The sequence below is a fragment of the Novosphingobium sp. FSW06-99 genome, from assembly GCF_001519065.1.
Taxonomy (GTDB): Bacteria; Pseudomonadota; Alphaproteobacteria; order Sphingomonadales; family Sphingomonadaceae; genus Novosphingobium.
Map to the genome: position 1 here is coordinate 1 of NZ_KQ954274.1, position 12,136 is coordinate 12,136.

The following is a 12,136-nucleotide window of genomic DNA, read 5'->3' on the forward strand; positions in this document are numbered from 1 at the left end:
AGTTGACCGGCCGTTCGCGCCAGGGTGCATACGTGGGGGTGGCCAGCGGGACCGTCCGCGCACGTTCATAGGCCGCACCTGCCGCCAGGACGCGCGCATCATCCCACGCCGTGCCGATGAACGACAATCCCACCGGCAAGCCCTCGATTGCGCCCATCGGCACGGTCAGGTGTGGATAGCCCGCGATGGCCGGCAGATTGCCTGCACCGATCTCCATCCCGTGGTCCCCGGTCACCAGATCGATCGGCCAGGCCGGGCCTGTGGTGGGCGCAATCAGCAGGCTGACATGGTGTTCGGCCATCAACCGGTCGATCCCGTCCTGGCCCGCCATTCGCAGTGAATCGGCGCGCGCTTTGCGATAGGCGGCCTCGTCGGTCATCTTTGCGGCGGTTTCGAACAAGTCCTGCCCGAACCAGCGCATTTCGCTGTCGCCATGCGCGCGGTTGAACGCGATCACGTCGTCCAGGCTGCGCACCGGCACCGGGCCCGGCAGCCCGGCCAGATAGTGGCCCAGATCGACACGCAATTCGTACAACAGCACGGTCAGTTCATCGCGGCCAATGGCGGGGTCTGCCTGAAAATCGATCTCCACCGGCTCTGCCCCGGCGGCGCGCAGATCGGCCAGCGCGCGATCGAACAGCGCGCGGACTTTGGGATCATCGCCCACCGCCTTGCGCAGCACGCCGATGCGCATGCCTTTCAGCGAGGCACCCGCCAGCCCCGCGACATAGTCTGTCTTGTGCCTGTCGGCTTCGGCGGTGGCGGGATCGGCCGGGTCGCTGCCCGCCATCGCGGTCAGCAACAGCGCGGCATCGTGCACGCTGTTGGCCATCGGCCCGGCGGTGTCCTGGCTGTGGCTGATCGGCACGACATGGGTGCGGCTGACCAGTCCAACCGTCGGCTTGAACCCGACAACCCCGTTCATCGAGGCGGGGCAGGTGATCGAGCCATCGGTTTCGGTGCCGATCGCTGCCCAGGCCATCCCAGCCGCGACCGCGGCCCCGCTGCCCGACGACGACCCGCACGGACTGCGATCGGTGGCATGGGGATTGCGGGTCTGCCCGCCCACCGCGCTCCACCCGCTGGACGAATGGCCCGAGCGGATGTTGGCCCATTCCGACAGGTTGGTCTTGCCCAGGATCACCACGCCTGCCCGGCGCAACCGCGCGATCAGCGGGGCATCGCGCCCGGTCACATTGGCGGCCAGCGCCAGACTGCCCGCCGTGGTGGCGATCGGTTCGGCGGTTTCGATGTTGTCTTTGACCAGTATCGGCCTGCCTGCCAGCGGGCCGACAATGGCGCGCGCCGCCTCGGCGGCCTGCGCTGCCTCGGGATTGATCGCGATCACCGCGTTGAGCGCGGGACCGGTGTGGTTCAGTGCGGCGATGCGCGCCAGATAGGTGTCGACTGGGCTATCGGCATGGGCGGAGGTGCCGGCCAGGGCGGCGGCAATCAGCAGACTGGTGGTGGTCGGGCGGTTCATGGCTGGTATCCCCTGATATTCATGCCTGTGTGCTGTCCCAAAACGGGGATCGCAAGGGCTGAAAAAGGGCATACCCCCCGCAATCGTGCGGGTGATCGGTTAATGCCCTTGAACATCGCGCTCTGGCACGCGACATAGGCGCGTACTTCCATAGAACGAGGACACCCATGCTCGACCTGTTCGGCGCACCATCCGGCGCCCTTGGCAAATTTACCCACGATCCCGTCACCGGGGCGCTGATCCCGGTCGTCGTCGAGCAATCGAGCCGGGGCGAACGCAGCTTTGACATCTATTCGCGGCTGTTGCGCGAACGGATCATCTTTGTGACCGGCGAAGTCGAGGACCACATGGCCTCGGTGATCATTGCGCAGTTGCTGTTCCTCGAATCGGAAAATCCGTCGAAGGACATCGCCATGTACATCAACTCGCCCGGCGGCGTGGTGACGGCGGGCATGGCGATCCACGACACGATGAAATATATCCGGCCCAAGGTTTCGACGATCTGCATCGGGCAGGCCTGCTCGATGGGCAGCTTTCTGCTGGCGGCGGGCGAACCCGGCCAGCGCATGGCGCTGCCCAATGCGCGAATCATGATCCACCAGCCTTCGGGCGGGGCACGCGGCATGGCGTCCGACATCGAGATCCAGGCGCGCGAGATCCTGCGCATTCGCAAGCGGATGAACGATCTCTATGTGAAGTATACCGGGCGCGAGCTGGAGGAAATCGAGCGGGCGCTGGATCGCGACACGTTCCTCGAAGCCGACGAGGCGCAGGCCTTCGGACTCGTTGACAAAGTGATCGAATCACGTCCCGCTTCGGATCAGACCGGTGTGGCCGAAGGTTCGGGCGCTTCGCCTGACGCGTAATTGTCTTTTGCAATCGGGGTGTTAACCCTGGGTCAAGACCCCGGTTGCTAGGGACTTTGCTTTGTGTTTCGTGTCCGGTTGATTAATGCCCTTGGGGTAGTAGGATAAACGGACCCGCCTCTCGTGGAGAGGCGCCTGGGATCGAAGAATGACGAAACTTTCCGGATCGGATACCAAGAGCACGCTCTACTGCAGTTTCTGCGGGAAATCGCAGCACGAAGTGCGCAAACTGATCGCCGGGCCAACCGTGTTCATCTGTGATGAATGCGTTGAACTGTGCAATGACATCATCCGTGAAGAGACCAAGGCCGGCATCGCCGGCAAGAAGGACGGCGGCGTACCCACGCCGCGTGACATCTTCGAGACCCTCAACGATTATGTCATTGGCCAGGATCGCGCCAAGCGCGTGCTGTCGGTGGCGGTGCACAACCACTACAAGCGGTTGAAGCACAGCGGCAAGGGCGGCGAAGTCGAACTGTCGAAATCGAACATCCTGCTGGTCGGTCCGACCGGTTCGGGCAAGACGCTGCTGGCGCAGACCCTGGCCAAGACGTTCGATGTGCCGTTCACGATGGCCGATGCCACCACGCTGACCGAGGCCGGTTATGTCGGCGAAGATGTCGAAAACATCATCCTGAAGCTGTTGCAGGCCAGCGACTACAATGTCGAAAAAGCCCAGCACGGCATCGTCTACATCGACGAGATCGACAAGATCAGCCGCAAGGCGGAAAACCCCTCGATCACCCGCGACGTATCGGGCGAAGGCGTGCAGCAGGCGCTGCTCAAGCTGATGGAAGGCACCACCGCCAGCGTGCCGCCGCAGGGCGGGCGCAAGCATCCGCAGCAGGAATTCCTGCAAGTCGACACGACGAACATCCTGTTCATCTGCGGCGGCGCGTTTGCCGGGCTGGAACGGATCATTTCCGACCGCCTGCAAAAGCGTTCGATCGGGTTTGGTGCGCATGTCGCTGATCCCGACAAGCGCAAAGTCGGCGAACTGCTGCAAAAGGCCGAACCCGAAGACTTGCTCAAGTTCGGGCTGATCCCCGAATTCGTCGGTCGTCTGCCGGTGATCGCCACGCTCAACGACCTCGATATCGAGGCGCTGGTGCTGATCCTGCGCGAACCCAAGAACGCGCTGGTCAAGCAGTATCAGAAGCTGTTCGAGCTGGAAGACGTGGCGCTGACCTTCACCGAAGAAGCGCTCGAAGCAATCGCCAAGCGCGCGATCGAGCGCAAGACCGGCGCGCGCGGGCTGCGTTCGATCGTTGAAAGCCTGCTGCTCGATACCATGTTCGATTTGCCCACGCTCGATGGCGTGGTCGAAGTGGTGGTCGATCGCGATGTGGTCGAAGGCCGCAAGGAACCGGTCCAGGTCCACAAGGGCAAGGAAGCCGCCTGAGTGCTGACGCCTTCCCGGTGATCCGGGAGGCGTCAGACAGGCGCATCCGCTTCAATTTAAGCCAGTAATATCAGCGAGATCCGCTCACCCTGAGCCTGTCGAAGGGTGCGCGCGACGGTTGCCCAACGGGCGTATTGCCAGCGCCCCGGGCGGACGTCGGCGCGCATCCTTCGACAGGCTCAGGATGAGCGATATTCCTTTTATATCAATCTATTGAACGATCGACAGCGCGGCGGTGATCCGGGAGGCGTTACACCACCGCTTCGCTGACCAGCGCGCAATCGTGCGCGTGTTCATCGATCTCGATCTGCACGGTGGCATGGCCAATGCCGAAATCGGCGGCCAGACGGTCGGCCAGCGTGTGCAGAAAGGCATCGCCGGGATGGCCGGCAGGGATCACCAGATGCGCGGTCAGCGCGGTTTCGGTGGTGCTCATCGGCCAGATGTGCAGATCGTGCACGGCAATCACCCCGGTCTGCGTGCCCAGAAATGCGCGCACTTTTTCCTCGCTGATCCCGGGCGGCACCGCCAGCAGGCTCATGTGCAGGGCATCGCGCGCCAGGCCCCAGGTGCTCCAGCCGATCAGCGCAACGATCGCCAGACTGACCACCGGATCGATCCACCAGTTCTGCGTAAAACCAATCACCAGCGCGGCCACGACCACCCCGGCCGACACCGCCGCATCGCCCGCCATGTGCAGAAACGCGCCGCGCAAGTTGATATCGTCATGCCGCCCACGCATGAACATCAGCGCGGTGGCGGTGTTGATCACGATGCCGATCGCGGCCACCACCATCACTGGCCCGGTGGCGATCGGTTGCGGATCGAGCAGGCGGCGCACCGATTCGATGGTGATCGCGCCCAGCGCCACCAGCAACAGGGCGGCATTGGCCAGCGCAGCCAGGATCGAGCTGGATTTCAAACCATAAGTAAATCGTGCCGAGGGAGGCCGCGCGGCCAGCACGCTGGCGCTCCAGGCGATCACCAGGCCCAGCACGTCTGACAGGTTATGCCCGGCATCGGCGACCAGCGCCATCGATCCGGACACGACGCCATAGACCGCCTCTACCCCCACAAACAGGCTGTTGAGCGCAATGCCGATGGCAAAGGCGCGGCCAAAGCTGGCGGGGGCATGGCTGTGTCCGTGGCCATGATGATGCCCGTGCCCATGGTGACCGTGATCATGACCGTGGTGGTGATCATGGTCACCGTGATGATCGTGGTGGTGGTGATGCGTGTCGGCCATGGCCGGGCTTGTAGCGAACCGTGGCGCCGGAGGGAATCGATTTGGCCAACAGGATGCCAGGGGGCCTGTAAGCCGGGTTCTGTCGTGCCGACGGTATCCGATATCGGACCGTATCGGCACGGGCAGCCATTCCTCTAGGCCAGGCATTGCTGCGTGGCTCAAGCAACCAACCCGGACTGCGCTGGGCCGAAACCCATGGCGTGAAACCCGCCTGCCGGATATCCGGCGCGAAGTCCCTATTCGGTCTTGCTCCGGGTGGGGTTTACCGTGCCGCGGCCGTTACCGGCGCGCGCGGTGCGCTTTTACCGCACCGTTTCACCCTTGCCGCCGGATCGCTCCGGTGTGGCGGTCTGTTCTCTGTGGCACTGTCCCTGGAGTTGCCCCCGGCGGGCGTTACCCGCCACCCTTGTTTCATGGAGCCCGGACTTTCCTCGGCATCGATGAAACGATGACGCGGCTGCCCGGCCCCCTGGCGCATCGCCCGTACCATCGCCGCGGCGGTTAAACAATCCTGCCGCAATGTTGCAAAATTCGCAGATGAGCGAATTTTGAAGTCGGCACCGGCCCGCTCCCCCGCCCGACCACCCACAGGGTCCTGTCGCAGGGCGCTCGGGCGGGGGAGCGGGCCGGTGCCGACTTCAGCAATCCTGCCCCAGATCGCGCGCGATCAGCAGTTCGAACAGCAGGGCGCCGATCTGCCCGTCGATCGCGCCGGTGATACGGTGCGGGCGCCAGCGGCGTTCGAACGCGCGGATCGCCGCCGGGCCATCGGCAATGTCATAGCCATAACGTTCGAGCGCCAGGTAGAACGCGCCGTCGTTGTCATAGATCAGCCGCATGCGCGGTTTGGGTTTGGCCAGCGCCAGCCGGTATCGCGCCAGCAGGTCCCAGTCGAACAGTTCGCCCGGATCGGTCTTGCGCGCGGGCGCAATGTCGGAATGGCCGACCACGTTGGCGGGCGCAATGCCGTGGCGGCGCACGATATCGGCCAACAGCGGGATCAGCGCATCCATCTGCGCATCGGTAAACGGGCGATAGCCGAATTCGTGGCCGGGATTGACCAGTTCGATCCCCACGCTCGCCGAATTGATATCGGTCACCCCGCGCCAATACGATCGCCCGGCGTGCCAGGCGCGCTTGTCCTCGTCGACCAGCCGGATCACCGTGCCGTCTTCGTCGATCAGGTAATGCGCCGAAACTTCCGCCGCCGGATCACACAGCCGTTCGATCGCCTCGGCCCCGCTGGCCATCCCGGTATAGTGCAGCACCACCATCGAAACCGGCAACTTGCGCGCGTTCCAATTGGGCGAAGGCACTTCGCGATGGATCAGCCACCGGTCCATTGGGCTCCTGTCAGACGGCGGGCAACACGGCGCCAAGCACCAATGTGTCGGCCGCGACATGGTATTGCAAGCCCCCGCCCAGCGCCGCCGCCAGTTGCTGGATCATATAGGCAGGCGCGGTCTTGCTCGACAGCGCGTCGGGCGCGATCGTGCCGTCGAGCGCGTGGCCGACCGCCGGGTCGAACGCGATCCGCGCGCCGGCCGCGCGCACCACGATCTCGCTGGCCAGGCCTTCGCCGGCGTCGCGCGTTTCGGCGGCGATATCCAGCGTGCCGCCGCGCACCAGCGCCTCGATCCCGATCATCGCCAGATTGAGCAGCGCCTTGACCGCAGGTTTTGGCATGGCATCGCCCGCCAGCGCCCAGTTGACCGTAATCCGCCCGTTGCCGCCCGCCAGTGCATCGATCACCGCGCGCGGTTCGGCCAGCGGAACAGTCTCGCCAAACCCGCTGCCCGCGCCGAACGCCAGGCGGAAAAAGCGCAATTTGTCGGCCGAGGCCCGCGCGCTCTGTTCCAGCAATTCGAAACAGCGCTGGCGCATTTCGGGGTCTTTTTCTTCGGCAAGCAGCTCCAGCCCGTTGGACAGCGCGCCCACCGGGCTCAACAAATCGTGGCACAGGCGCGAGCAGAGCAGGCTGGCCAAGTTCAGCGAATCAATGTCTGGCGAAGCAATGGTCATGATCCGGGTTCGGGCCCTTTTGTGGTGTCTGGCAGAAAGGTTGCGCGGGCTTACGCCTTAACCGGCAACCACGGCATAGGAAAGCGGTTCGAACCCTGATGGTTGGTCGCGCCACAACGTGACGGTTCCGGCACCAATGATCGCCCAGATCCGCCCGTCGTGCGCGGCCATCGCGGCGTCGGTGGGCGAAGGGGCGGCCACGCCATTGGGATGCGAATGGAAATAGCCCAGGATCTGCGGCCCGCCCGCGCGTGCCGCACGGTGCGCAGCGATCAGCGCGGCGGGGTCGATATCGAACATGCGCGCCGGATCGGCGGCCAGATTGGCCGCTTGCTGCGCTGTGATCACCCGGTCGTGCGCGCCCAGCAACAGCCCGCAGGCTTCGTGCGGATGCGCCCGGCGCGCGGCCTCGATCATCGCGGCATGGGCAGAGGCGCAGATGCAGACCGGCATCCTTTGGCGATAGCGTGCCATGGCGCACTTGTCAGGCCGCGCAATGGCCCCATATCGCAAGGCATGGGGGATAGCGTTCAGATCCTGTCCGGCACGATTGCCGATCCCGCCCAGCGGCTTGACAAGGCGCTGGCCGATGCGTCGGGCCTGTCGCGCGAACGCGTCAAGGCGCTGATCGGCGAAGGCGCGGTCACGCTCGACGGGCGCGTGGTGGCGCAAGTGTCGCTGAAAGTCGGCGCGGGCACGGCCTGGGCCATCCGCGTGCCGCCCGCCACCGCCGCCGAGGCCGTGGCGCAGGACATTCCGCTGGCGGTAACGTATGAAGACGACGCGCTGATCGTGATCGACAAGCCCGCCGGGCTGGTGGTGCATCCCGCAGCGGGCAATCTGGACGGCACGCTGGTCAACGCGCTGTTGCACCATTGCCGGGGGCAGTTGTCGGGCATTGGCGGGGTGGCGCGGCCAGGCATCGTGCACCGTATCGACAAGGACACCTCGGGCCTGCTGGTGGTGGCCAAGACCGATGCCGCGCACGAAGGGCTGGCACGCCAGTTTGCCGACCATTCGATCACCCGCGCCTATCGCGCGATCACCGCGGGCGTGCCCGTGCCCACGGCGGGCACCATTCGCGGCAGCATCGCGCGGTCGAGCCATGATCGCAAGAAAATGGCGCTGGTCGAAGACGGGCGCGGCAAACATGCGGTGACGCATTACCGCGTGCTGGCCACGCTCGACAGCGCGGCGCTGGTCGAATGCCGGCTGGAAACCGGGCGAACCCACCAGGTGCGCGTTCACCTTGCGTCAATCGGTCATTCGCTATTGGGGGATCCTGTCTATGGTCGATGCCCGCCGCGATTGCGCCCCGTCCTGTCCGCCCTCGGTTTCCGGCGGCAGGCGCTGCATGCCGCAGAGCTGGGCTTTATCCACCCGATCGATGGCCGCCCGCTCCATTTCACCAGCCCGACGCCGGTCGATATGGAAACGCTGCTGGTCGAACTCGGCATCTGATCTTGGCCAGGCTACACCTAGGTGTGTATTGCCCCCGCGCCGAGTCGCATGGCAAAGGTGCGCCAAGTGAATTGAGTTGTCGTTTGAAACTGAGTAGAAATCCTCTGTGGTCCCATCGCACGATGCCCATTAGGGGTCGATGCATATCGGGAACCGACGCTCTCGAAAGGAAAGTCTGGTGGTACAAACGAATAAGGCACTGAGCGTTCCTGCCCTTGGCGGTGAAGCCAGCCTCAACCGCTATCTGTCGGAAATTCGCAAGTTTCCGGTGTTGAAGCCGGATCAGGAATATATGCTGGCCAAGCGCTATCAGGAACATGGCGATCCCGAGGCGGCGGCCCAACTGGTGACCAGCCACTTGCGCCTGGTGGCCAAGATCGCGATGGGCTATCGCGGCTATGGCCTGCCCGTTTCGGAACTGATTTCCGAAGGCAACATCGGATTGATGCAGGGGGTGAAGAAATTCGACCCCGAACGCGGTTTCCGCCTGGCGACATATGCCATGTGGTGGATCAAGGCGTCGATCCAGGAATTCATCCTGCGCAGTTGGTCGCTGGTCAAGATGGGCACGACCGCCTCGCAGAAAAAGCTGTTTTTCAACTTGCGCCGGATGAAGAAGAACCTCGAAGCGTTCGAGGACAGCGATCTGCATCCCGACGACGTGAAAAAGATCGCCACCGATCTGGGCGTGCCCGAAGCCGACGTGGTGTCGATGAACCGGCGCATGATGATGGGCGGCGATGCCAGCCTGAACGTCTCGCTGCGCGAAGACGGCGAAGGCACCTGGCAGGACTGGCTGGTCGATGATCGCCCGTTGCAGGATTCGGCGGTGGCCGATGCCGAAGAGGCGCAGATGCGCCACGCCCTGCTGGTGGAGGCAATGGACAGCCTGAACGAGCGCGAACGGCACATCCTGACCGACCGCCGCCTGGTTGACGATCCGCGCACGCTCGAAGAGCTGAGCCAGGTCTACAACGTCAGCCGCGAACGCGTGCGCCAGATCGAAGTGCGCGCGTTTGAAAAGCTGCAGGCGGCGATCCAGCGGATCGCCGGAGAACGCCACCTGCTGCCCGCGCTGTGACTTGAAGGCCTTCTTTGACTTGAAGACGGCACCGGCCCGGCGCCGTCTTCAACCACCGGTTGCATGGCGCCCACTTATCGGTTTTAGTGCCGTGATGGTGGCGGCGGGTATTTCATGAACCGGGAATGGGACGGATTGCGCAATCCGCCGCGCGCCAAGGGCGCGGCGCCTGCGCGCAAACGCGGGCCGTTGGGCCGGATCGGGTCGATCATCGTGCGGCTGGTGCTGGCGTTCATCGCGCTCAGCGTGGCGCAAGTGGTGATCTACAAGTTCGTGCCGGTGCCGTTTACCTATACCATGCTGTTCGACACACATGGGGCAAAGCGCACCTGGGTGCCGATCGGGCGGATCAGCCGCCCGATGGTCGATGCCGCGATCGCGGGCGAGGATGCCAAATTCTGCAGCCATCTCGGGTTTGACCAGGATGCCATCCGCAACGCCTGGCACCGCAACGAGGAAGGCGGGCGCATCCGGGGCGGCTCGACGATCAGCCAGCAGACCGCCAAAAACGCCTTTCTGTGGCAGAACGGCGGCTATCTGCGCAAAGCGGTCGAGGCCTGGTACACGCTGCTGATCGAGGCGATCTGGGGCAAGCGGCGGATCATGGAAGTCTACCTCAACCTGGCCGAAACCGGCATCGGCACATATGGCGTCGAGGCGGCGGCCCAACGCTATTACGACAAACCCGCCTCAGCCCTGAGCACCGTCGAGGCCGCACGCATCGCCGCCGCATTCCCCCAACCCAAAGTGCGCGCAGTGGTCGGCGCCACCGGCCGCATCCGCCACCACGGCAATGTCATCGCCGCCCGCGAAAGCGTGGTGCGTGGGGATTATGATACGTGTGTTTATCAGTGATGGAGGGGCGGCTGGAACCGACCAGATCCGGCCGTTCAACTCCTCCCTGGTGAACGTCTCATCCTGACCGAACCTGCCGATAGGGCTTACCGAAGCAGACGATCAGCAACCGCGCCCAGGAAATGGCGAGTGATATCACAAATCAAAAATCGGCGCGATTGAATGGTTTGAGATCCTTTCACATCTCGACTTCGTGAGCTATATCACAGCGATGTTTTCGCTTGATTATCCACAAGCCCTGCCGCAGATTAGAACGGTTGCATACGGCTATCAACCGATGCAGTTTTCCGATGGTGGCTATTGCCTGATAATCAAGGCGAGCAAAGAAGTTATCCTGACCGCGCGTGCGAACAATAGCTTCAAAATCTACATCATTCCTGATGTGGAAGCACCGGACCGGGCGCTTGGTTTCGTCTCAGCATTTTTCGATGACCATGATGAACCACTGGCTCTGTTCACGCCGCTTTTTTCAGATGACGATATGTTGCGTGATCTAGGCAGCGCGCTCAGCCAAGATAATTTCGAGCTGTATTTTTTTGATGAACACAGTCGTGAGCTGATGGGAGTATGCGCACAAGTTGCTGACGTTGGACGCTTCCGCAAAACATTATCCTCAACCTCCTTTCCTAATTTCGAAGAGGATGAAATCCACGCAACGTTGGAGGCGATGACAGGCTGGTACGGGCTACGAGGCAATGATCATGAGGCACTAGCCTTCGAGGTTTGCCTCGGAAAGCGGTTGTATCCAGATGACTTGGTTATCATGGATTTTCGGAACCTAGAACGCCAGAACGTAGATCTCGATGGGGGATCTGACTTCGCTGCCTTGGAGGATTTGCTCAACCCGACGAGCTTAGAGCGCAAGGAGCCCGGCGCTTTTCAGGAGCGGGACATTTTTACCCTCCTTCGCCGTTGCTTTTCCGGCGATGAGGTTTTCCTCAATCCGGTGCGTGAGGACACAGGCAAAGAACTTTGCGACCTCCTAGTCATCAGTGAGGGTATCGTACTGCTGGTTCAAGCAAAGGACAGCCCGAACACTGAGGCTTCGCTCCGTCGTTCGATTGCGCGAAAGAAGATCATTATCCGAGATCATATCAAGAAAGCATCACGCCAGCTTCGCGGTGCAATTAGGCATGTGCATATCAACGATAAGGTTGCAATTCTGACTACTTCTGGACCAAAGGACATTGATATTCGTGCTCGAGATGTATTCGGGCTGGTTGTTGTGAACGAGATGTTCGACGATGACTTTCGATCTTGCAGCACCCCCGTACTTGCCGTAGCAAAGGAAACGAAGCGGCCCTGCGTGTTGGTCGACTACGCCGCGCTTCACACAATGGCTCTTCACCTTCCCTCAGAAGGAATGTTTCTAGGCGGACTCATTCAAATTTTTGAAGTCGCTCTGAAACATGGCGAATATCCGAAGCCTCGATTTACGAAAAAGCCGCCCGAGCGAGGAGCCGAAACCTGAGAGGCGCGTTTCGGCCCAGTCACCCCTCTGGCGAGCCTTTCATGCATGAGCGGCTTAAATGTCCGGTGTTCGGTATGATCCGCGAGTTCCGGGTGGCAGTATACTGATTTCCGGTGACAGTATACTGAGTACCCGTTGAGCATCAGTTTCTTTGTCGCTCCGCAGAAGCCAGGGGAAAAGCCGAATTTTGTGAATTGCTGAGTTGCGTATACTGTCCCCGGAATTCCCTGTCCCCGGAATTCCGGCGTA

11 protein-coding genes and 1 other RNA gene are annotated in these 12,136 nt (G+C 62.6%); 6 read left to right on the top strand and 6 right to left on the bottom strand.

Going from position 1 to position 12,136, the window contains the following annotated elements:
• Window positions 1–1,483 (bottom strand): amidase (locus AQZ49_RS21505; protein ID WP_156428436.1); only part of this gene is annotated, 1,483 nt, incomplete at its 3' end.
• A gap of 167 nt (window positions 1,484–1,650) precedes the next feature.
• Between AQZ49_RS21505 and clpP the strand changes: the two genes are divergently transcribed.
• Both clpP and clpX read left to right on the top strand, forming a co-directional pair.
• Window positions 1,651–2,349 carry an ATP-dependent Clp endopeptidase proteolytic subunit ClpP gene (clpP, locus tag AQZ49_RS21510; protein WP_067621007.1) on the top strand — a complete coding sequence of 233 codons (699 nt, stop codon included), beginning with the start codon at window positions 1,651–1,653 and terminating at the stop codon, window positions 2,347–2,349.
• 148 nt (window positions 2,350–2,497) lie between these two features.
• The gene (gene clpX, locus AQZ49_RS21515; RefSeq protein ID WP_028641390.1) at window positions 2,498–3,751 is read left to right on the top strand and encodes an ATP-dependent Clp protease ATP-binding subunit ClpX; all 1,254 of its coding nucleotides are present in this window, start codon (window positions 2,498–2,500) and stop codon (window positions 3,749–3,751) included.
• A gap of 250 nt (window positions 3,752–4,001) precedes the next feature.
• Here the strand turns inward: clpX and AQZ49_RS21520 are convergent, their stop codons facing one another.
• The 5 genes from AQZ49_RS21520 to AQZ49_RS21540 all read right to left on the bottom strand — a co-directional run bounded on the left by AQZ49_RS21520 (window position 4,002) and on the right by AQZ49_RS21540 (window position 7,493).
• Window positions 4,002–4,997, bottom strand: a complete 996-nt coding sequence (locus tag AQZ49_RS21520; protein WP_067621008.1) for a cation diffusion facilitator family transporter — start codon at window positions 4,995–4,997, stop codon at window positions 4,002–4,004.
• A gap of 52 nt (window positions 4,998–5,049) precedes the next feature.
• Window positions 5,050–5,470: RNase P RNA component class A (gene rnpB / locus AQZ49_RS21525), an RNA gene on the bottom strand.
• Window positions 5,471–5,635: 165 nt separating this feature from the next.
• Window positions 5,636–6,340 carry an N-acetylmuramoyl-L-alanine amidase gene (locus tag AQZ49_RS21530; RefSeq protein ID WP_067621012.1) on the bottom strand — a complete coding sequence of 235 codons (705 nt, stop codon included), beginning with the start codon at window positions 6,338–6,340 and terminating at the stop codon, window positions 5,636–5,638.
• A gap of 10 nt (window positions 6,341–6,350) precedes the next feature.
• Window positions 6,351–7,019: a histidine phosphotransferase family protein gene (locus tag AQZ49_RS21535; RefSeq protein ID WP_067621013.1), complete on the bottom strand. Its 669-nt coding sequence runs from the start codon at window positions 7,017–7,019 to the stop codon at window positions 6,351–6,353.
• Between the two features lie 57 nt (window positions 7,020–7,076).
• The gene (locus tag AQZ49_RS21540; protein WP_231739367.1) at window positions 7,077–7,493 is read right to left on the bottom strand and encodes a M67 family metallopeptidase; all 417 of its coding nucleotides are present in this window, start codon (window positions 7,491–7,493) and stop codon (window positions 7,077–7,079) included.
• A gap of 42 nt (window positions 7,494–7,535) precedes the next feature.
• Between AQZ49_RS21540 and AQZ49_RS21545 the strand changes: the two genes are divergently transcribed.
• The 4 genes from AQZ49_RS21545 (at window position 7,536) to AQZ49_RS21560 (ending at window position 11,887) form a co-directional block, all read left to right on the top strand.
• Window positions 7,536–8,480 (top strand): RluA family pseudouridine synthase, encoded by a 945-nt coding sequence (locus AQZ49_RS21545; RefSeq protein ID WP_067621015.1) that lies wholly within the window; start codon window positions 7,536–7,538, stop codon window positions 8,478–8,480.
• Window positions 8,481–8,658: 178 nt separating this feature from the next.
• Complete coding sequence (gene rpoH / locus AQZ49_RS21550; protein WP_067621018.1) at window positions 8,659–9,561, top strand: RNA polymerase sigma factor RpoH; 903 nt, start codon at window positions 8,659–8,661, stop codon at window positions 9,559–9,561.
• A gap of 114 nt (window positions 9,562–9,675) precedes the next feature.
• Entirely contained in the window at window positions 9,676–10,416 is a 741-nt protein-coding gene (gene mtgA / locus AQZ49_RS21555; protein ID WP_082701988.1) for a monofunctional biosynthetic peptidoglycan transglycosylase, read from the top strand.
• Window positions 10,417–10,609: 193 nt separating this feature from the next.
• The gene (locus tag AQZ49_RS21560; protein ID WP_156428437.1) at window positions 10,610–11,887 is read left to right on the top strand and encodes a hypothetical protein; all 1,278 of its coding nucleotides are present in this window, start codon (window positions 10,610–10,612) and stop codon (window positions 11,885–11,887) included.
• Window positions 11,888–12,136: the final 249 nt, after the last annotated feature.